This is a genomic window from Mycolicibacter kumamotonensis (assembly GCF_002086285.1).
Classification (GTDB): domain Bacteria; phylum Actinomycetota; class Actinomycetes; order Mycobacteriales; family Mycobacteriaceae; genus Mycobacterium; species Mycobacterium kumamotonense.
In genome coordinates this window covers 103,535-123,185 of the sequence record NZ_MVHU01000007.1, presented here as the reverse complement: position 1 = coordinate 123,185, position 19,651 = coordinate 103,535, and the positions used below count along the sequence as shown (strand labels likewise).

The following is a 19,651-nucleotide window of genomic DNA, read 5'->3' as shown; positions in this document are numbered from 1 at the left end:
CAGGTGTGGCGCATGCAGGTACACGAGGTCCGAACCCGCCGCAGCGCCGAGGACTTTCCCCGCTCGGAGCACCTTGCCTGGAAGATCGCCGAGGTAGCGGCCGATCCGGTCGCGGTCCCGGATGACACCGCCGAGATGGTGGTCAACCGGATCATCGACAACGCCGCCGTCAGCGCCGCGGCGGTGTTGCGCCGGCCGGTGACGGTCGCCCGCCGGCAAGCGCTGGCCCACCCTTGTGATCCGGGCGCACAGGTTTTCGGGGTTCCGGGTGGCTACTCGGCGGAGTGGGCGGCTTGGGCCAACGGGGTTGCGGTGCGCGAACTGGACTTTCACGACACGTTCCTGGCCGCCGACTACTCCCACCCCGGCGACAACATCCCGCCACTGGTCGCAGTCGCCCAACAACTCGGTGTTGCCGGCTCCGAGCTGATCCGCGGCCTGGCCACTGCCTACGAGGTTCAGATCGGCTTGGCCAAGGGAATCTGCCTGCACGAGCACAAGATCGACCATGTCGCGCACCTGGGCCCGTCGGTGGCCGCCGGCATCGGCACCATGCTGCGGCTCGATCCGGAGGTCATCTACTCCGCGATCGGCCAGGCGCTGCACCTGACGACGGCCACCCGGCAGTCCCGCAAGGGAGCGATTTCCAGCTGGAAGGCCTACGCCCCGGCTCACGCCGGCAAGGTGGGCATCGAGGCGGTCGACCGGGCGATGCGAGGGGAGGGATCCCCGGCACCGATTTGGGAGGGCGAATACGGCGTCATCGCGTGGCTGTTGTCCGGGCCGGAACACACCTACCGGGTGGCGCTGCCCGGCCGCGGGGAACCCAAGCGCGCCATCCTGGACAGCTACACCAAGGAGCACTCGGCCGAATACCAGAGCCAGGCGCTGATCGATCTGGCGTGCCGGCTGCGGGAACGCATCGGCGATTTGGACCAGGTCGCATCGATCGTGCTGCACACCAGCCGCCACACCCACTATGTGATCGGGACGGGCTCGGGCGATCCGCAGAAGTTCGACCCGGACGCCACGCGCGAGACCCTCGACCACTCGGCGATGTACGTCTTCGCCGTGGCCTTGCAGGACGGTACCTGGCATCATGAACGCTCCTACGCTTTTGAGCGGGCGCACCGCCCGGACACCATTGCGCTGTGGCACAAGATCTCCACGGTTGAGGACGTGGAGTGGACCCGCCGCTACCACTCGACCGAGCCCGGCGAGAAAGCCTTCGGGGCGCGCGCCGAGGTGACATTGAAGAGCGGCGCGGTGATCACCGACGAACTAGCCGTCGCCGACGCGCATCCGTTGGGGGCGCGGCCATTCGGGCGCACGCAGTACACCGCCAAGTTCACCGGCCTCGCCGATGCAGTGGTCGCACCGGCCGAACAGCATCGGTTTCTGGCGGCGGTCGAGGGCCTGGCGGGCCTCGGTGGCGGGCAACTGGACGCGTTGAACATCGTGGCCGATCCCGTAGTGCTCGCCAAGGCACCAGATACCCCGGCGGGGATCTTCCGGTGAGCGGGCCAGGTGAGCACGGGGTTTTACCCGCGCGTACCTAGAACACGTTCTAATCTGGCCGTTATGGGATTTCTCAAACAGGACACCCCACAGATCGACTTCGAGGAGTGGAGCCGGGGCACTCGCGCGGAGCGGATCATTCCGATGGCCCGGCACTGGGCCGAAGTCGGCTTCGGCACTCCGGTGCTGCTGCACCTGTTCTACGTGGCAAAGGTCGGCCTGTACATCCTGGGTGCGTGGCTGATCTGTCTGAGCACGCGCGGTATCGATGGCTTCGCCAATGTCACGCAGTGGTACGCCGAGCCGGTGGTGTTCGAGAAGGTCGTGCTGTACACGATGTTGTTCGAGGTGATCGGTCTGGGCTGCGGGTTCGGGCCGCTGAACAACCGGTTCTTCCCACCGATGGGATCGATCCTGTACTGGTTGCGCCCGAACACCATTCGGCTGCCGCCGTGGCCGGGTCGGATACCGCTGACGGGCGGCGATCGCCGCACCCCGTTCGACGCCGCGCTGTACGCGGCGCTGCTGGTGTTGCTGGTCATTGCGCTGTTCTCCGACGCGACGGGGCCGGTCCCGGCGCTGGGGACGACGGTCGGGGTGCTGCCGGCGTGGCAGATCTGGGCGGTGCTGGGCGTGCTGGCGGTGCTGGGGCTGCGCGACAAGGTGATCTTTTTGGCGGCCCGCGGTGAGGTTTATGCCTCGTTGACGGTCGCCTTCCTGTTCGCCGGGTACGGCGTAGACCTGATCCTGGGCGCCAAGCTGGTATGCCTGGTCATCTGGTTGGGCGCGGCGACCTCCAAACTCAACAAGCACTTCCCCTTCGTCATCTCCACGATGATGAGCAACAACCCGCTGTTTCGGGCGCGGTCGGTCAAACGCAAGTTCTTCGAACACTTTCCAGACGATCTGCGGCCGGGCCGGTTATCGCGCTGGCTCGCGCATTTCTCCACCGTCATCGAGATGGGTGTTCCGCTGGTGTTGTTCTTCAGCCGCGGCGGGTGGGCAGGCGCGATCGCCGCGTTCGTCATGCTGTGCTTCCACTTCGGCATCCTGTCGGCGATTCCGATGGGGGTTCCGCTGGAATGGAACGTCTTCATGATGTTCTCGGTGCTGGCGTTGTTCGTCGGGCACGCCGGCGTCGGGCTGGGCGATCTGACGACGCCGCTGCCGATCCTGCTGTTCGTCGTCGTCGCGGGAACCGTCGTGCTCGGAAACCTGTTCCCGCGCAAGGTGTCCTTCCTGCCGGGCATGCGCTACTACGCCGGTAACTGGGACACCACACTGTGGTGCGTCAAGCCGTCCGCCGACGCGAAGATCGCCGACGGCATCGTGGCGATCGCCAGCATGCCCGCCGCCCAGCTGGAACGGTTCTACGGCAGCAAGGAGGCTGCCCAGATCCCGATGTATATGGGATATGCGTTCCGTGCCTTTAACACTCATGGCCGGGCGTTGTTCACCTTGGCGCATCGCGCGATGGCCGATCAGAACGAGGATGACTACGTCCTCACCGACGGCGAGCGGATCACCAGCACCGCGGTCGGCTGGAACTTCGGTGACGGGCACTTCAGCAACGAACAGCTGATCGCCGCGTTGCACCAGCGGTGCCGGTTCGAGCCGGGGGAGGTGCGGGTGGTGATTCTCGACGCTCAGCCCATCCACCGGCAGACCCAGCAGTACCGGCTGGTGGACGCCGCCACCGGGGAATTCGAGCGCGGCTATGTGCGGGTGGCCGACATGGTGACCCGCCAGCCATGGGACGACGACGTGCCGGTACACGCCGAGATGTGATCCAGATAACTGGTCCAACCAGTTGACCAGTTGAGCCCGGGTGCTCGACTATAGAGCCCATGGATCTGGCGCCTATTCCCCGGACCGCGGTCTCCGACACGATCTTCGTGCGCCTCGTCGAGGAGATCCTGACCGGACGCCTGCCGGCCGGCGAACCCCTGCCGTCGGAACGCGAACTGTCCCTGACGCTGCAGGTCAACCGGCATGCGGTGCGCGAGGCACTCAAGCGGTTGCAGCAGGCCGGGCTGGTTCGGATCAGCCACGGCGGCAAGACCCGGGTGCTGGACTGGCGCGAAAGCGCCGGCCTGGATGCCCTGACCGGGCTGGCCCTCGCCGGAGTGATCCCCGCGCGCCAGATCATCGGCGACGTCGCGGTGATGCGGCGTTCGATCGCCGCGGATGCCGCACGACTCTGCGCGCGGAGCGCCTCGGCGCAGCAGCGGTCTGTGATCACTGCCGCCGCCAAGGCATACCCGGTTTCCGGGGAGTTGGATTTGGTGATCGACGCCGACCTGACGTTCTGGATCGCCGTCATCGACGGGTCCGGCAACATCGCCTACCGGCTGGCGCTGAACACCCTGGTCGCCGCCTACGACGAGATCGGACGAGAGGCGATCTACGCGCTGGGGGCCGCCGAATTCGCTGACCGCAGCGCTCACATCGACCTGGCCGCCGCGATCGCGGCCGCCGACGAGGCCGCCGCGTACCGGTTGGCCGAAGAGTTGCTGACCCGGTTCGTGGCGGCCTGCCAGGCCGACACCGAAGGGGAGGGGTAACCGCGGTGTTCGATCTCATCGCCCACGCGATCCCGGTCTTCGTGCTCTGCCTGGTGCTGGAGGCGGTGTCCTTCGCGGTGCTGCCCAACGACGACGAGCGTGGCTACGAATTACGGGATACCCGAACCAGTCTCACCATGGGTATCGGCAACGTGATCATCAACATCGGCTGGAAGCTGGCGGTGCTGGCGGTCTTCACCGCGGTCTACCTGCTGGCGCCTGTTCACCTGCCGGCGAGTAACCCGCTGACCTGGATCGCGCTGTTCGTCGCCGATGACTTCGCCTACTACTGGTACCACCGCACTCACCACACCATCCGGGTGTTCTGGGCCAGCCACGTGGTGCACCACTCCAGTCAGCACTACAACCTGTCCACCGCACTTCGCCAGACCTGGACGCCGTTCACCGCGGTCCCGTTCTGGGTGCTGCTGGCGTTCGCCGGGTTCGCCCCGTGGATCATCCTGCTGCAGCAGTCCATCAGCCTGCTCTATCAGTTCTTCATCCACACCGAGCGGATCGGGAAGCTCTGGCGGCCTGTCGAATTCGTCTTCAACACCCCGTCGCACCACCGGGTCCACCACGGCTCGAACGAGAAGTATCTCGACACGAACTACGGCGGCATCCTCATCGTGTGGGACCGGCTGTTCGGCACCTTCCAGCCGGAGGGGGAGCGGGTCGTCTACGGGCTGACCAAGAACATCGAGACGTTCAACCCGGTGCGGGTGGCCACCCACGAGTACGTCGCGATCTGGCGCGACGTGCGGAGCGCACGCAATTGGCGCGCGGTGTGGGGCCACCTCTTTCGCGGGCCGGGATGGCAGCCCGCCGGCTGACAGGCAGCTCGACTGGCGAAGGTCAGCCGGAATCCCGGGCGTTGCCGCCGACACGATGCCGGACACCCGCCAGGACGTCCTCGGCCGCACGGAATCGCAGGTGATGGATCTGCCCGGCCATGACGGTGAAGTCGAAGGCGACCTTGACCTGCCCGCGGTGGATCCAGGCGGCGCCCGGGCGATTCTCGACGAAGACGGCAAAGGCAGCTGCCGCAGCGCCGTTGAAGAAACCGGCTACCTCGCCGGCGCCTTCCATGCGAGTCGGCGTACCGAGCGCAACCGCGGACGCATCGGCAGTCACCACCACGTCGGGAGCCAGCAACTCGAGCAGCTGTGCGAAGTCTCCCTCGCGCGCCGCGGCCATAAAGGCGTCCACGACCTCCCAGTCGGCGAGGGCATCGACGGGTGCTGGCGGGCGCACCTTGGCCCGAGCCCGCGAGGCCAGCTTGCGTGCCGCGACCGCGGTGGTGTCGAGCATCGTCGCGATCAACTCGAAGTCAAAACCGAAGCTGTCGTGCAAGACAAACGCCACCCGCTCGGCGGGCGTGAGCCGGTCGAGCACCACCTGCAGTGCGATCCCGACGGTGTCAGCCAGTACCACGTCGTCGGCGGGATCGGGTGCGGTCGTCTCAACGTCGACCGACTCCGTCGGTATCGGCGTACGAGCTCGTAGCCGGTCCAAGCACAGCCGAGAGGTCACCGTGGTCAGCCAGCCCGGCAGATTGGTGATCGGGGCGTCTGCGGCCACCAGCCGCAACCACGCCTGCTGAACGACGTCCTGCGCCGCGTCGGCATCGCCCAGGATGTGCGCAGCGATGCGCTGCAGGCGGGGGCGCTCGGCCTCGAAGCCGTGAGCAAGCTGCTCGTCGCTCACCATGGCGGTCACACTTTCGTCGTCGGGTGCGTCAACATCCTGACGCACCCGGACCGCCCGGTGCGACCAGAGGAGGAGAATCCCGTGAAGACCATGACCTGCCAGGACTTAGGTGGCCCGTGCAACTTCGTCCACCGCGGTGAGAGCGCCGACGAGATCATCAAGGCGCAGGACCGCCACCTCAAGGAACTCGTCAGGGCCGGCGACGACGCCCACGTGCCCGCCCGAGCCGACATGAAGGGCCGCTGGCGCCGTCCGATGAAGGCGATGGGCTGGTACAACGGTGTCAAAAAGCGCTTCGCCGAACTGCCCGAGGCGTAAGACCGAGGGGTCTACTCGCGTGGGACCCACTCGCCGTAGAACGGCGGCATCTGCGATGCCCGGGAGGTGAACTGCGGGTCACGCTTTTCCAGGAAGGCCCGCACTCCGTCGGCTCCGTCTCCGATGCTGGTGTAGAACATGGCCAGCGAATCCACCCGGTGGGCCTCTACCGGATCGGGTTGCGCGGAGTTGCGGTAGAGCATCTGGCGGATCAGCGCGAACGACACCGGCGAGCGGCCCTTGGTCCAGGCGTCGGCCAGCGCGCGCGCCTCGGCCAGCAGCGCGTCCGGCTCGTGCAGCGACTGGGCAATCCCGCAGGCGTGTGCGGCGTCGGCGTCGAGGATGTCGGCGCGGTAGAGCAGGTCCAAAGCCGTTGGCATGCCGACGATCCGGGGCAGGAACCAGGTCGAGCAGGCCTCCGGGGTGATTCCGAGCTTCCCGAACACCAGACCGAACCGCGCCTTGGTGGAGAACAGCCGGGCGTCCATCGCCAGCATCATGGTGGCGCCGATCCCGACCGCGGCACCGTTGACCGCGGCGATCACCGGCTTGCGGCAGCCGTAGATCGCCAGCGTCACCCGCCCGCCGGTGTCGCGCACCCGGGCCAGCTCCGGATCGTCGAGATCGGCCATGTCGGCCAGTGTCGGGGACTTGGTCTCATCCAGGCCGAACACGTTGCCCGAGCTGGACAGGTCCATCCCCGCGCAGAACGCCCGCCCCTCACCGGTGACGATCACCGCGCGGACGTCGTCGTCGTTGTTGACCTCGACGAAGGTGCGCTCCAACTCCTCGGCCATCTCGACGGTGAAGGCGTTGAGGTTGTCCGGTCGGTTCAGATACACCGTGAGGATGCCGTCGGTGACCTCGTGTCGGAGGGTGGTGAAGTCCATGCCTGGAGGTTAGTTGCACCGATGTGCTGACTCTGCCCCTGGGGGAGACTCCACACTCGACGGTGTGACGACCTTGCTGCCGATCGGGGATTTCGCCCGGCGGGTCGGTTACCCCGGCGAGCAGACGCAGAATCGCACCGCGATGCCTGCTTGCGTGCGATTCTGCGTCTGCTGGCGGTGAGATGGCGAGATGGCGAGATGGCGAGATGGCGGGGAACTACACCCCGGCGCGGGCCTTCTTCGCGGCGGCGACCAGGTTGGCCAGCGAAGCGGTCACCTCGTCGGTCTTGCGGGTCTTGAGGCCGCAGTCCGGATTCACCCAGAGGCGTTGCGCCGGAACGGCATCCAGCGCCTCACGCAGTGATGCGGCCATCTCGTCGGTGCTGGGCACCCGCGGGGAGTGGATGTCGTAGACACCCGGCCCCACTGCGCCTGCGAACCCCGCCGCGTTGAGATCGTCGAGCACCTCCATGTGCGAGCGGGCCGCCTCGATCGAGGTGACGTCGGCGTCCAGATCGGCGATCGCCCCGATCACCTCGCCGAACTCCGAGTAGCACAGGTGGGTGTGGATCTGGGTCGAGTCGCTCACCCCGGAGGTCGACAGCCGGAAGGCGCCGACCGCCCAGTCCAGATAGGCCTGCTGGTCGGCTTTGCGCAGCGGCAGCAGCTCGCGCAGGGCCGGCTCGTCGACCTGGATCACCGCGATGCCGGCCTTCTCCAGGTCCACCGTCTCGTCGCGGATGGCCAGCGCCACCTGGTTGGCGGTGTCGGCCAGCGGCTGGTCGTCGCGGACGAACGACCAGGCCAGGATCGTCACCGGACCGGTCAGCATGCCCTTGACCGGCTTGTCGGTCAACGACTGGGCGTAGGTGGCCCACTCGACGGTCATGGCGTGCGGCCGGGCCACGTCGCCGAAGAGCACCGGCGGGCGCACGCAGCGACTGCCGTAGGACTGCACCCACCCGTTGGTGGTGGCGAAGAAGCCGTCGAGCTGCTCGGCGAAGTACTGCACCATGTCGTTGCGCTCCGGCTCACCGTGCACCAGCACATCGAGCCCGAGGTCTTCCTGCAGCTTGATCACCGCGGCGATCTCGGCCTTCATCCGGCGGGTGTACTCGGCCTGGTCGATCTCCCCGGCGGCCAGCGCAGCACGGGCCTTGCGGATATCGACCGTCTGCGGGAACGACCCGATCGTGGTGGTCGGCAGGGTCGGCAGATGCAGCCGCTCCGCCTGCGCGGCACGGCGGGCCTCGGCGCTGCCGCGCTGCGCACCGGATGCGGTGATCGTGGCGATCCGGGAGCGGACCTCGGCGTTGTTCAGCCGCGGGTCGGCCTTGCGTGAGGCGACTGCGGCGTTGGACGCGGCGATCGCGTCGGCCACCGCTTCGCGGCCGTCACGCAGGGCGCGGGCCAACGTGACCACCTCGGCCACCTTCTCGGCGCCGAACGCCAGCCAGCTGCGCAGGCTCTCGTCCAGACCCGTCTCGGGCTCCAGTGAGTAGGGGACGTGCAGGGTCGAGCAGGAGGTGGATACCGCGATAGCCGCGGCACTTCCGAGCAGCGACGCCAGCTTGGCCAGTGCGGCCTGCAGGTCGGTGCGCCAGATGTTGCGGCCATCGACGACCCCTGCGACCAGGGTCTTGGAAGCCAGCTCCGGCACGGACGCGATCTTGGTGTTCGGGCCGTAGACCAGATCGACGCCGATAGCCTCCACCGGGGTGCGGGCCAGGGCCGGTAGCGCCGCGCCCGGGTCGCCGAAGTAGGTCGCCACGAAGATCGCCGGCCGCTTACTCACTGCGCCGAGGCGGGCGTAGACCTGCTCGGCCAGCGCGGGCGCGTCGGCGGCGACGTCGGTCACCAGCACCGGTTCGTCGATCTGCACCCACTCGGCGCCGGCGTCGGCCAGCTGGCCCAGCAGATCGGCGTAGAGATCGGTCAGCTCGTCGAGCCGGAAGATCGGCGACGGTCCACCGTCGACGGCCTTGCTCAACAGCAGGAACGTGATCGGGCCGATGAGCACCGGGCGCGCGTTGACACCCTGCTCCGTGGCCTCGGCCAGCTCGGAGAGCACCTTGGCCGGGTTCAGCGCGAACGTCGTGTCCGGGCCGATCTCGGGAACGATGTAGTGGTAGTTGGTGTCGAACCACTTCGTCATCTCCAGCGGGGCGACGTCGGAGTTGCCCCGGGCCGCGGCGAAGTAGCGGTCCAATTCGTCGGTGACACCGGCCACCCGCTTCGGGAGCGCACCGAACAGCACTGCGGTGTCCAGCATCTGGTCGTAGTAGGAGAACGTGTTCACCGGTACCGAGTCCAGCCCGGCGTCGGCCAGCTGCGCCCAGGTGTCGCGGCGCAGGCCGGCCGCGACGTTCTTCAGTTCGTCCTGGCCGATCCGGCCGGCCCAGTAGCTCTCGGTGGCGCGCTTGAGTTCACGGCGCGGACCGATCCTGGGGGAGCCGAGAATGGTGGAGGTAAAGGGTTGAGCTGTCACGATGTGATCCTTCAATCGGCAGGGGTGGGTCAACGCCGGCCGTCGCCCGGTCAATCCGGTCCCGTGCATTCATCGCACTACAACCCTCACGACCAGACGCCCATTCCGCGAGGCGATGATCCGCCGGGCGCGGCGCACCCAGCACAACTGGCAGGTCTTCGGACTCGCAGGCACGCACCGGGGTGCTCCTAATGGCCGTCGCTTCCCAGTCAATGACCAGTGCCGTTGACGGCGGTCGTTCCTGCATACCGCTGCGGGACAGTCCCGGATTCTCACCGGGTTCCCTCTCGCGCTCCGCAGAAAACCAGCTAAACCCCGCGTCGCGCTCGATGCCGACGCCACCAGGCGTCGGCAGACCAGCTGCATCACCCAGGCTACCCGGTCAGACGGCGCGAAGCGCCTCCTCGATGGGGGTCTGGCCGTCGTTGAACTCGATGGTGCGGCGAATCGTCGCGTCCTCGATCAGGCAGGCCGCGATCACCTGTGCGACGTTGCCGCGCGACACCGCTGCCTTCTCGACGTGCCGCTGAGCCGCAGCGCCCGTCTCGATGCGGCCGGACGCCGGCTCCAGGGTGAGCCGGCTCGGTCCCAGCACCGTCCAATCCAGGTCGCTGGCCCGCAGGTGGGCGTCGGCGGCGGCCTTGGCCTGGGCGTACGGGAAGAACGGATCGCCTTCGGGCACACCGTGCCCGGGGCCGGCGCCGAAGTAGGACACCATCACGAACCGGCGCACCCCGGCCCGACCGGCGGCATCGATCGTCCGGATCGCCGCGTCGCGGTCCACCGCGTAGGTGCGCGCCGGGTTGCCGCCGCCGGCGCCGGCGGAGAACACCACCGCGTCGTGTCCGGCCAACAATGCGGCCAGAGCGTCGGTGTCGAGCTGCTCTATATCGGCCACCAGCGGCGCCACGCCGGTCACCGCGACCTCCTCGGAATGGTCGGGATTGCGGAAGATCGAGGTCACCTCGTCTCCACGTTCGGTCAGCAGGGGACCGAGCAGCAGGGCGATCTTGCCGTGGCCGCCGATGATCACAATGCGCGCCATGGATCCGACGCTACGCGAGCCCTGCGGGTACCCCCGTGGACGCCGGCCGACGACGTCGGTTGACAATCGTCGTCAAGGAACTCGTTGATGAAGGAGAGCAGCCATGGCCGAAGCAGTAATCGTCGAAGCGGTGCGTTCGCCTATCGGCAAGCGCAACGGCGGACTGTCCGGGGTGCACCCGGCCGAACTGTCCGCCCAGGTACTCAACGAGCTGGTCGGCCGCGCCGGGGTGGACCCGGCCCTGGTCGACGACGTGATCTGGGGTTGCGTCATGCAGGCCGGTGAGCAGGCCCTGGACATCGGCCGGACCGCGCTGCTGACCGCCGGCTGGCCCGAGTCGGTGCCCGGGGTGACCGTGGACCGCCAGTGCGGCTCCAGCCAGCAGTCGGTGCACTTCGCCGCCGCCGGTGTGGTCGCCGGGCACTACGACGTCGTGGTCGCCGGGGGTGTGGAGTCGATGTCGCGCACCCCGATGGGCTCGTCGCTGGCCAACGGCGGGCACCCGTACCCCGAGGCGTTCCGCAGCCGGTACACCCAGACCCCCAACCAGGGCATCGGCGCGGAGATGATGGCCGAGAAGTGGGGCCTGGACCGCACCGCGCTGGACGAGTTCGCCCTGGCGTCGCACGAAAAGGCCGCCGCTGCACAGGATTCCGGTGCCTTCACCGACGAGATCGTCGGGATCAAGGACGCCGAGGGCAATGTGGTCAGCGCAGACGAGGGAATCCGCCGGGGCACCACCGTGGAGAAGATGGCCCAGCTCAAGCCGGCGTTCAAAGAAGACGGCGTCATCCACGCCGGCAACTCCAGCCAGATCTCCGACGGCTCGGCGGCGCTGCTGTTCATGTCGGCGGCCAAGGCCGCAGAGCTCGGCCTCACCCCGCTGGCGCGGGTGCACACCGCGACGCTGGCCGGTGCCGACCCGGTGATGATGCTGTCCGCGCCGATTCCGGCTACTCAGAAGGCGCTGCAGCGCAGCGGCCTGAGCGTCGATGACATCGGGGTCTTCGAGGTCAACGAGGCCTTCGCCCCGGTGCCGATGGCGTGGCTGGCCGAGATCGGCGCCGACCCGAAGAAGCTCAACCCCAACGGCGGGGCGATCGCGCTCGGCCACCCGCTCGGCGGATCCGGCGCCCGGATCATGACCACCATGCTCTACCACATGCGGGCCAACGGGATTCGCTACGGACTTCAGACCATGTGTGAGGGCGGCGGCCAGGCCAACGCCACCATCCTGGAGCTGCTGTGAGTGACGCGGCCGTTCTCGTCGAGCGGCGCGGAAACGTACTGCTGATCACGATCAACCGGCCCGAAGCCCGCAACGCGATCAACGGTGCGGTCAGCACCGGAGTCGGCGACGCGTTGGCGCAGGCCCAGGACGACGACGCCGTGCGCGCGGTGGTGCTCACCGGCGCCGGCGACAAGTCGTTCAGTGCCGGCGCCGACCTGAAGGCGATCGCCAACCGGGAGAACATCTACCACCCCGACCACCCGGAGTGGGGTTTCGCCGGCTACGTGCAGCACTTCATCGACAAGCCGACCATCGCGGCCGTCAACGGCACCGCGCTGGGCGGCGGCACCGAGCTGGCATTGGCCAGCGACCTGGTCGTCGCCGAGCAGCGCGCCCAGTTCGGGCTGCCGGAGGTCAAACGCGGCCTGATCGCCGGCGCCGGCGGGGTGTTCCGCATCATCGACCAAATGCCCCGCAAGATCGCCCTGGAATTGCTCTACACCGGGGAGCCGATCTCGGCCGCCGACGCCGCCCGCTGGGGACTGGTCAACCGGGTGGTGGAGGACGGCGGGGCCCTGCAGGCCGCGCTGAAGCTCGCCGAGGAGATCACCGGCAACGCGCCGCTGTCGGTGCGGGCCAGCAAGCGGATCGCCTACGGGGTCGAGGACGGCGCCATCCCCGGCGAGGCGGCCGGCTGGGCCCGAACCGGCCGAGAGTTCGCCACGCTGCTGCGCTCCGAGGACGCCAAGGAGGGGCCGCGCGCGTTCGCCGAGAAACGCGCACCGGTGTGGAAGGCGCGTTGAGGCGGTGCCCGAGCCGCTGATCGTTCCCATCCGCGGTCATGCCCCGCAGCTGCACCCGGAGTCGTGGGTGGCACCCAACGCCAGCCTGATCGGCCAGGTCTACCTGGCCGCCCGGGCCAGCGTCTGGTATTCGGCGACGCTGCGCGCCGAGGTGGAGCCGATCGAGATCGGTGTCGACACCAACATCCAGGACGGGGTGACCGTCCATGTCGACAAGGAGTTCCCGGCCCGGGTCGGGGCGCGGGTCAGCGTCGGGCACAACGCGGTGCTGCACGGCTGCACCATCGAGGACGACTCGTTGATCGGGATGGGTGCGATCATCCTCAACGGCGCGGTCGTGGGGGAGGGCTCACTGGTGGCGGCCGGCGCCGTCATCCCGCAGGGCATGGTGATACCGCCCCGGTCGCTGGTGTCGGGGGTGCCGGGCCGGGTCCGGCGGGAGCTGAGCGAGGCCGAAATCCGCAATAACCGGTACAACGCGGCGGCCTACCGCCGGCTGATCGAGGTCCACCGGGCGAACTGACGCAATCAGGCCACCGAGCGCCGTTGGGCCGCTACGTTCTAGGGCATGACCCAGACCAGTTCGGCCCGCCCGGGCCTGCTGCGCGAGTTCACCGACATCTTCTCCAAGGTCTCCGCGCCGTACCACGAGCCGCGGGCCGTCGTGCAGCGCCGTCGCGTCGTGGTCGCCGTGGTGGTGCTGCTCGGTGCCGCGGTACTGGCGTGGATGCACACCAAGAATCCGGGTGACCCGGCGTTCTACTGGCTGTCGCTGACCCTGGCCGTCGTCTGGTCGGTGGGGGCGGTGGCGGCCGGTCCGCTGCATCTGGGTGCGGTGCGCTTCCGCGGCCGCAACGAGCGGCCCGTGTTCACCGGCACCGGTGTCGGCCTGGTGCTCGGCGGGGTGTTTTTGCTGGGCGGGCTGGCGGTGCAGAAGGTTCCCCCGTTGGCCGGCCAGGTGACCGCGATCCTGGACTACACCACCCAGGTGTCCTGGCGGCTGGTGGTGCTGATCGCCATCGTCAACGCGATCGCCGAGGAGATGTTCTTCCGCGGTGCGCTGTTCAGTGCGTTCGGCCGCCGCTATCCGCTGGTGGCCTCCACGGTGCTCTACATCGCGGCGATGATGACCGCCGGCAACCTGATGATCGGTGTCGCCGCGCTGGTTCTCGGCACCGTCTGCGCGATCGAGCGCCGGGCGACCGGCGGCGTGCTGGCGCCGGTGCTGACACATCTGGTGTGGGGCCTGATGATGGTGCTTGCGCTGCCCTCGATCTTCGGGATGTAGCCGCGGCCGCCCCCTATATGCTTTATGCGCGAGCGTGCGTGTTTGCACACCGACACGCCGTCGCGGGCGGCATTTTGCGCACGCTCGCCGCGGCTCAGGAGTCGGTGAATTTCGGCGCGCGCCGCTCCTGAAACGCCCGGGTGCCCTCGCGAAAGTCGTGGGCGTTCAACAGAATCGACTGGCCGACGTATTCGCGGTCCAGCGTTGCGTCCAGCTCGGTCAGCGTCGCGGAATTGATGGCGTGCTTGGTCTTGGCGAAGGCCGCGGCCGGACCGGCCAGCAGCCCGGCCAGCGCCTTGTCCACCTCGGCGTCGAAGTTTTCAGCCGGGTACACCGCGCTGACCAACCCCCACTCCAGGGCGTCGGCGGCCGGCAGGCGTTCGGCCAGCAGCGCCAGCCGCATGGCCCGGATCCGGCCGACCGCCGCGGCGACCAGAGCCGACGCCCCGCCGTCGGGCATCAGCCCAATCTTGGTGAACGCCAACAGAAAAAACGCCTTGTCGCTGGCCAGCACCAGGTCGCAGGCCAGGGCCAGCGACACCCCGACGCCGGCGGCCGGGCCCTGCACCACGGCCACCACCGGACGCGGCAGTGCCACGATCGCGCGGATCGCACGGTTGGCCTCGACGATGATCTCGGTCGGCATCTCGTCGGTGGCATCGTCTTCGCTGATCCCGGCGCCCGAGCTGAACCCGCGGCCCGACCCGCCGAGCCGCACCGCACGCACCCGCGTGTCGCGGGCGGCGCCCTCCATGGCGTCGGCGATGCCGGCCAGCACACCGGTGTTCAGCGAGTTGAGGCTGTCGGGGCGGTCGATGGTCACCGAGAGCACCCCGTCGGCCAAAGTCACGGACAAGCCGTCCACCGGGGCCAGGGCATCGATACCGGAGTTGATTGCGGTCATGAGTGTCCACCTTAGGATGCACATCACATGCAGACGACGAGGAGGCAGACATGGCGGGACCACTGGCGGGGCTGCGGGTCATCGAACTGGCCGGGATCGGGCCGGGGCCGCACGCGGCGATGATCCTCGGTGACCTGGGCGCCGAGGTGGTTCGGGTGGACCGTCCGCCGAAACTCGGTGCCGGCGTTCCGAAGGACACCATGCTGCGCAACCGGCGGTCGGTGACCGCCGACCTGAAATCGCCGGAGGGGCGCGATCTGGTGCTCAAGCTGGTCGCCAAGGCCGACGTGCTGATCGAGGGCTTCCGCCCCGGCGTCACCGAGCGGCTCGGGCTGGGGCCGGAGGACTGCGCCAAGGTCAACGACAAGCTCATCTACGGCCGGATGACCGGTTGGGGCCAGACCGGGCCGCGTGCCCTGCAGGCCGGCCACGACATCAACTACATCTCGCTCAACGGCACCCTGCACGCGATCGGCCGCAAGGGCGAGCGCCCGGTGCCGCCGCTGAACCTGGCCGGCGACTTCGGTGGTGGATCGATGTTTCTGCTGGTCGGCATCCTGTCCGCGCTGTGGGAGCGGCAGACCTCCGGCAAGGGGCAGGTGATCGACGCGGCCATGGTCGACGGTTCGAGCATGCTCGGGGCGATGATGTGGAGCTTCCGCGCCCAAGGTGTGTGGAGCGACGAGCGGGGCGTCAACATGCTCGACACCGGTGCCCCCTACTACGACACCTACGAATGCGGCGACGGACGCTACGTCTCGGTGGGAGCGATCGAGCCGCAGTTCTTCGCCGAACTGCTGGCCAAGCTCGGTCTGGACGCAGCCGAGTTGCCGGCGCAGAACGACACTGCGCGCTGGCCCGAGTTGCGGGAGGTGTTCACCAAGGCGTTCGCGGCGCACGACCGTGACCACTGGGCCAAGGTGTTCGCCGGCTCCGATGCCTGTGTGGCGCCGGTCCTGGCCTTCGGTGAGGTGCTGTCCGATCCGCACATCGCCGAGCGGGACACCTTCTACGACGTCGACGGCTATCTGCAGCCCATGCCGGCGCCGCGATTCTCTCGCAGCGTGCCCGACATCCCCACACCGCCCTCGGTATTGGGGGCCGACAACGACGCCATCCTGAGGGACTGGGTATAGTCCCGACCAACCAGGTGGTTGGTTGACGAAGGGATGACACGTGCAGATCAAGGATGCGGTGGCGGTCGTCACCGGCGGTGCTTCGGGGCTGGGTTTGGCGACGACGAAACGCCTGCTCGATGCGGGCGCGCAGGTCGTGGTGATCGACCTGCGGGGCGCCGACGTCGTGGCGGAGCTGGGGGATCGGGCCCGGTTCGCCGAGGCCAACGTCACCGACCCCGAGGCGGTCACCGCGGCGCTGGACGTCGCCGAGTCCCTGGGACCGGTGCGGATCAACGTCAACTGCGCGGGCATCGGCAACGCGATCAAGACGCTGAGCAAAAACGGTGCGTTCCCGCTGGAGGAGTTCACCAAGGTCGTCCAGGTCAACCTGATCGGCACCTTCAACGTGCTGCGGTTGGCCGCCGAGCGGATCGCCAAGACCGAGCCGGTCGGTGAGGAGCGCGGCGTCATCATCAACACCGCGTCGGTGGCGGCGTTCGACGGCCAGATCGGCCAGGCCGCCTACTCGGCATCCAAGGGCGGCGTGGTCGGCATGACCCTGCCGATCGCGCGGGACCTGTCCCGCGAGCTGATCCGGGTCTGCACCATCGCGCCGGGCCTGTTCAAGACCCCGCTGCTGGGTTCGCTGCCCGAGGAGGCGCAGCGCTCGCTCGGCGCGCAGGTGCCGCACCCGGCCCGGCTCGGCGACCCCGACGAGTACGGCGCACTGGCCGAGCACATCATCACCAATCCGATGCTCAACGGCGAGGTGATCCGCCTCGACGGCGCGATCCGCATGGCCCCGCGATAGGCGTTTGGGCGAAGAACATCCGACAGAGCTAGGAGTATTTATGTCACTGAGAACGAAGTTCACCGAAGTCTTCGGGGTCGAGCATCCCATCGCCCAGGGCGGTATGCAGTGGGTGGGCCGCGCGGAACTTGTTGCGGCGGTGGCGAATTCGGGTGCCCTCGGGTTCCTTACCGCGCTCACCCAGCCCACCCCGGCGGACTTGGCCAACGAGATCGCCAAGACCCGGGATCTGACCGACAAGCCGTTCGGGGTGAACCTGACCATCCTGCCGACGATCAACCCGCCGCCCTATGACGAGTACCGGCAGGTGATCGTCGACGCCGGCATCAAGATCGTCGAGACCGCCGGGTCCAACCCGGCGCCGCACCTGCCGATGTTTCATGACAACGGGATCAAGGTGCTGCACAAGTGCACCTCGGTACGGCACGCGGTCAAGGCCCAGAGCCTCGGGGTCGACGGCATCAGCATCGACGGGTTCGAATGCGCCGGGCATCCCGGCGAGGATGACATCCCCGGCCTGGTGCTGATCCCGGCCGCGGCCGCCCAGATCGAGATCCCGATGATCGCCTCCGGCGGTTTCGCCGACGCCCGCGGCCTGGTCGCCGCGCTGGCACTGGGCGCCGACGGCATCAACATGGGCTCCCGGTTCATGTGCACCGTGGAGTCCTGCATCCACCAGAACGTCAAGGAAGCCATCGTTGCCGGCGACGAGCGCGGCACCGAGCTGATCTTCCGGCCGCTGCGCAACACCGCCCGGGTGGCGTCCAACACCGTCTCGCGCGAAGTCGTCGAGATCCTCGACAAGGGCGGTCAGTTCCCCGACGTGCAGGAGCTGGTGGCCGGGGTTCGGGGCCGCAAGGTCTTCGAGGACGGCGACGTCGAAGCCGGGATCTGGTCGGTGGGCACCGCGATGGGGCTGATCAACGACATCCCGACCGTCGGGGAGTTGGTATCGCGGATCGTGACCGAGGCCGAGGAGCTGATCTCGGGGCGCCTGGCGGACATGCTCGAGGCCGACGACGAGGAGAACGTCGCCTGACGACGGCGGTCTAAAGCCGACCTACTACGCCGAACGTGCAGCTGCTGCGAAACGGTTTTTCGCAGTGGTGGCACGTTCGGCGTTGTCATGTGATGCGCCCGCGGAAGTTGCTGGGCGGCGATGCGACGGGTGACGCTCCGAGGACGCCGAGCGGCCCTACCTGAATGTAAGAGAAATGGGATGACTCACCGGTTGCGGACGACCCGGATGTGGGCGGCCGCCGTCGCGCAAGGGCGCGATATCGAAAGGCGCCGCTGCCGCGGCGCCGATCAATCAACTGGCCAGCGGGTGCCAGTCGTCAAGCTGCTCCGAAGTATCACCCTCGACCAGGACATCGCCGTGGTACAGGGCCTCGAAGTCGACCTTGATGACGTCGGCACTTGAGTCGTCGATCCACATGACACTGAGCCTATGGGTCACTATTAAGGGATCTTTGAGTCACGATTCGGGAAATGGTGGCAATCTTACCGGCCGGTAGCTTTTGCCGGACTTTTCGGCTGAGACCGGCCTCATTGGCTGACTGACGGTGCGCTCGGAGATTTCTGGTACCGCTAAGGTGGCCTCATGGCCTCACCCGCGACCCTGGACAATCCGCTGTTCGCCCGGATCTGGACGTTCATGTCGAGCCGCGAGACCGACTGGCTGCGCGACCGGCGCCGGGAGAATCTGGAAGATCTGTCCGGCCGGGTGCTGGAGGTCGGCGCCGGCACCGGAAGCAACTTCGCGTTCTACCCCGAGACCGTCACCGAGGTCGTCGCCCCCGAGCCGGAATCGCGGCTGCGGGCGGCTGCCGGCGACGCGGCGGCGGTCGCGCCGGTGCCGGTGACGGTCGTGGCGAGCACCGTCGAGGCGCTGGATGCCGGCGAACCGTTCGACGCGATCGTCTGCTCGCTGGTGTTGTGCTCGGTGGACCAGCCCCGTGAAGTGCTGCACCGGCTGTTCACCTTGCTCAAACCAGGCGGGGAGCTGCGCTACTTCGAACATGTCGCCAGCGGTGGGGCGCACGGTGGGCTGCAGCGCCTGGCCGACGCCACGTTCTGGCCGAAGCTGTTCGGGAATTGTCATACCCACCGCGATACCGAGCAGATGATCACCGATGCCGGCTTCACCGTCGCGACGGCGCGGCGCGGGCACCAGTTCCCGGCGTGGGTGCCGCTGCCGGTTTCCGAGTTCGCGTTGGGTCGCGCCCGCCGCCCGGCCTGAGCCTCGCTAGCCCAACAGGGTGGGCAGCCGCTGGAGCAGCCCCGGCAATGCCGCCGACGCGGTGTCGCGCACGCTCACCGTCGCCCTGGCCGACAGCGGCGTCGGCTCGGGATTGACCTCGATGACGATCTTGCCCTGCTCCAACGCCAGCTCGGGCAGGCTGGCCGCCGGGTAGACCACCGCGGAGGTGCCCACCACAACCAGCACGTCGGCGGCGCCGATGGCCTCGACCGCGGCGTTCCACGGCTCCTCGGGCAGGTTCTCGCCGAACCAGACGATGTCGGGACGGATCAAACCGCCGCAGCCGCACACCGGCGGAGCCACTTCCAGCTGCGGCTCCGCCATCTCCGGCAGTCTTTCGGTGTAGGGGTGATCGCAGTCCGCGCAACGGAATTTGAACATGCTGCCGTGCAGATGGTGAACCGTTGAGCTGCCGCCACGCTCGTGCAGATTGTCGACGTTCTGGGTGATGACGTGGACGTCGGCGTACCGCTCCCAGTCCGCGACCGCGCGATGCCCGGCATTGGGGCCGACCCGGCTGGCCAGATGGTGGCGCCACAGATACCAGCCCCAGATCAGTTCGGGGTTCCGGTGCCAGCCGTCGATGCTGGATACCTCATAGGGGTCGAAGCGTGCCCACAGCCCCGTCGCGTCGTCACGGAAGGTGGGGACCCCGCTCTCGGCTGAGATCCCCGCGCCGCTGAACACCGCCACCTGCACG

General features: G+C 68.2%; 20 protein-coding genes and 1 riboswitch. Of the genes, 13 read left to right on the top strand and 7 right to left on the bottom strand.

Going from position 1 to position 19,651, the window contains the following annotated elements; genetic code table 11:
- Positions 1 to 12: 12 nt before the first annotated feature.
- The 4 genes from prpD (at position 13) to BST28_RS07145 (ending at position 4,915) form a co-directional block, all read left to right on the top strand.
- Positions 13 to 1,518, top strand: coding sequence for a 2-methylcitrate dehydratase PrpD (gene prpD / locus BST28_RS07160; protein WP_065287867.1), 1,506 nt, complete (start codon positions 13 to 15; stop codon positions 1,516 to 1,518).
- A gap of 63 nt (positions 1,519 to 1,581) precedes the next feature.
- Complete coding sequence (locus BST28_RS07155; protein WP_083080508.1) at positions 1,582 to 3,306, top strand: DUF3556 domain-containing protein; 1,725 nt, start codon at positions 1,582 to 1,584, stop codon at positions 3,304 to 3,306.
- A 59-nt stretch (positions 3,307 to 3,365) separates the two neighbouring features.
- Positions 3,366 to 4,082, top strand: coding sequence for a FadR/GntR family transcriptional regulator (locus BST28_RS07150; protein ID WP_065287790.1), 717 nt, complete (start codon positions 3,366 to 3,368; stop codon positions 4,080 to 4,082).
- A gap of 5 nt (positions 4,083 to 4,087) precedes the next feature.
- Positions 4,088 to 4,915: a sterol desaturase family protein gene (locus tag BST28_RS07145; RefSeq protein WP_065287791.1), complete on the top strand. Its 828-nt coding sequence runs from the start codon at positions 4,088 to 4,090 to the stop codon at positions 4,913 to 4,915.
- 22 nt (positions 4,916 to 4,937) lie between these two features.
- Here the strand turns inward: BST28_RS07145 and BST28_RS07140 are convergent, their stop codons facing one another.
- Positions 4,938 to 5,837, bottom strand: a complete 900-nt coding sequence (locus BST28_RS07140) for a sigma factor (RefSeq protein ID WP_234808213.1) — start codon at positions 5,835 to 5,837, stop codon at positions 4,938 to 4,940.
- 45 nt (positions 5,838 to 5,882) lie between these two features.
- On the opposite strand from BST28_RS07140, the gene BST28_RS07135 reads away from it, so the two are divergent.
- Positions 5,883 to 6,110, top strand: coding sequence for a hypothetical protein (locus tag BST28_RS07135; RefSeq protein WP_234808221.1), 228 nt, complete (start codon positions 5,883 to 5,885; stop codon positions 6,108 to 6,110).
- Positions 6,111 to 6,121: 11 nt separating this feature from the next.
- Here the strand turns inward: BST28_RS07135 and BST28_RS07130 are convergent, their stop codons facing one another.
- The 3 genes from BST28_RS07130 to BST28_RS07120 all read right to left on the bottom strand — a co-directional run bounded on the left by BST28_RS07130 (position 6,122) and on the right by BST28_RS07120 (position 10,533).
- A complete protein-coding gene (locus BST28_RS07130; protein ID WP_065287793.1) occupies positions 6,122 to 7,000 on the bottom strand; it encodes a crotonase/enoyl-CoA hydratase family protein in 879 nt (292 codons plus the stop codon).
- A 217-nt stretch (positions 7,001 to 7,217) separates the two neighbouring features.
- Positions 7,218 to 9,488: a 5-methyltetrahydropteroyltriglutamate--homocysteine S-methyltransferase gene (gene metE, locus BST28_RS07125; RefSeq protein WP_083080539.1), complete on the bottom strand. Its 2,271-nt coding sequence runs from the start codon at positions 9,486 to 9,488 to the stop codon at positions 7,218 to 7,220.
- A 132-nt stretch (positions 9,489 to 9,620) separates the two neighbouring features.
- Positions 9,621 to 9,812, bottom strand: a riboswitch (cobalamin riboswitch).
- 58 nt (positions 9,813 to 9,870) lie between these two features.
- Positions 9,871 to 10,533 carry an SDR family oxidoreductase gene (locus BST28_RS07120; RefSeq protein ID WP_019734651.1) on the bottom strand — a complete coding sequence of 221 codons (663 nt, stop codon included), beginning with the start codon at positions 10,531 to 10,533 and terminating at the stop codon, positions 9,871 to 9,873.
- A 103-nt stretch (positions 10,534 to 10,636) separates the two neighbouring features.
- Between BST28_RS07120 and BST28_RS07115 the strand changes: the two genes are divergently transcribed.
- The 4 genes from BST28_RS07115 to BST28_RS07100 are packed head-to-tail and all read left to right on the top strand — an operon-like array spanning position 10,637 to position 13,855.
- Positions 10,637 to 11,782: a thiolase family protein gene (locus tag BST28_RS07115; RefSeq protein ID WP_083080507.1), complete on the top strand. Its 1,146-nt coding sequence runs from the start codon at positions 10,637 to 10,639 to the stop codon at positions 11,780 to 11,782.
- Positions 11,779 to 12,567 carry a crotonase/enoyl-CoA hydratase family protein gene (locus BST28_RS07110; RefSeq protein ID WP_019734649.1) on the top strand — a complete coding sequence of 263 codons (789 nt, stop codon included), beginning with the start codon at positions 11,779 to 11,781 and terminating at the stop codon, positions 12,565 to 12,567. Before BST28_RS07115 ends, BST28_RS07110 begins: the two co-directional genes overlap by 4 nt.
- A gap of 4 nt (positions 12,568 to 12,571) precedes the next feature.
- The gene (locus tag BST28_RS07105; protein ID WP_019734648.1) at positions 12,572 to 13,090 is read left to right on the top strand and encodes a gamma carbonic anhydrase family protein; all 519 of its coding nucleotides are present in this window, start codon (positions 12,572 to 12,574) and stop codon (positions 13,088 to 13,090) included.
- 45 nt (positions 13,091 to 13,135) lie between these two features.
- Positions 13,136 to 13,855 carry a CPBP family intramembrane glutamic endopeptidase gene (locus BST28_RS07100; RefSeq protein WP_083080506.1) on the top strand — a complete coding sequence of 240 codons (720 nt, stop codon included), beginning with the start codon at positions 13,136 to 13,138 and terminating at the stop codon, positions 13,853 to 13,855.
- Between the two features lie 94 nt (positions 13,856 to 13,949).
- On the opposite strand, the gene BST28_RS07095 is transcribed toward BST28_RS07100, so the two are convergent.
- The gene (locus BST28_RS07095) at positions 13,950 to 14,759 is read right to left on the bottom strand and encodes an enoyl-CoA hydratase (protein WP_083080504.1); all 810 of its coding nucleotides are present in this window, start codon (positions 14,757 to 14,759) and stop codon (positions 13,950 to 13,952) included.
- A gap of 50 nt (positions 14,760 to 14,809) precedes the next feature.
- On the opposite strand from BST28_RS07095, the gene BST28_RS07090 reads away from it, so the two are divergent.
- From BST28_RS07090 to BST28_RS07080, 3 genes are read left to right on the top strand one after another with little or no spacing between them, the layout of a single operon-like run.
- Positions 14,810 to 15,895: a CaiB/BaiF CoA transferase family protein gene (locus BST28_RS07090; protein WP_083080502.1), complete on the top strand. Its 1,086-nt coding sequence runs from the start codon at positions 14,810 to 14,812 to the stop codon at positions 15,893 to 15,895.
- Between the two features lie 40 nt (positions 15,896 to 15,935).
- Positions 15,936 to 16,688 carry a 3-hydroxyacyl-CoA dehydrogenase gene (locus tag BST28_RS07085; RefSeq protein ID WP_019738102.1) on the top strand — a complete coding sequence of 251 codons (753 nt, stop codon included), beginning with the start codon at positions 15,936 to 15,938 and terminating at the stop codon, positions 16,686 to 16,688.
- Positions 16,689 to 16,728: 40 nt separating this feature from the next.
- The gene (locus tag BST28_RS07080; protein WP_019738103.1) at positions 16,729 to 17,727 is read left to right on the top strand and encodes an NAD(P)H-dependent flavin oxidoreductase; all 999 of its coding nucleotides are present in this window, start codon (positions 16,729 to 16,731) and stop codon (positions 17,725 to 17,727) included.
- Positions 17,728 to 18,000: 273 nt separating this feature from the next.
- Here BST28_RS07080 and BST28_RS25055 read toward each other — a convergent pair whose 3' ends face one another.
- The gene (locus tag BST28_RS25055) at positions 18,001 to 18,126 is read right to left on the bottom strand and encodes a hypothetical protein (RefSeq protein WP_019738104.1); all 126 of its coding nucleotides are present in this window, start codon (positions 18,124 to 18,126) and stop codon (positions 18,001 to 18,003) included.
- Positions 18,127 to 18,291: 165 nt separating this feature from the next.
- On the opposite strand from BST28_RS25055, the gene BST28_RS07075 reads away from it, so the two are divergent.
- Positions 18,292 to 18,930 carry a methyltransferase domain-containing protein gene (locus BST28_RS07075; RefSeq protein ID WP_083080500.1) on the top strand — a complete coding sequence of 213 codons (639 nt, stop codon included), beginning with the start codon at positions 18,292 to 18,294 and terminating at the stop codon, positions 18,928 to 18,930.
- A gap of 6 nt (positions 18,931 to 18,936) precedes the next feature.
- On the opposite strand, the gene BST28_RS07070 is transcribed toward BST28_RS07075, so the two are convergent.
- On the bottom strand, positions 18,937 to 19,650 hold the full coding sequence (locus BST28_RS07070; RefSeq protein WP_083080498.1) for an NAD-dependent deacylase: 714 nt from the start codon (positions 19,648 to 19,650) through the stop codon (positions 18,937 to 18,939).
- Position 19,651: the final 1 nt, after the last annotated feature.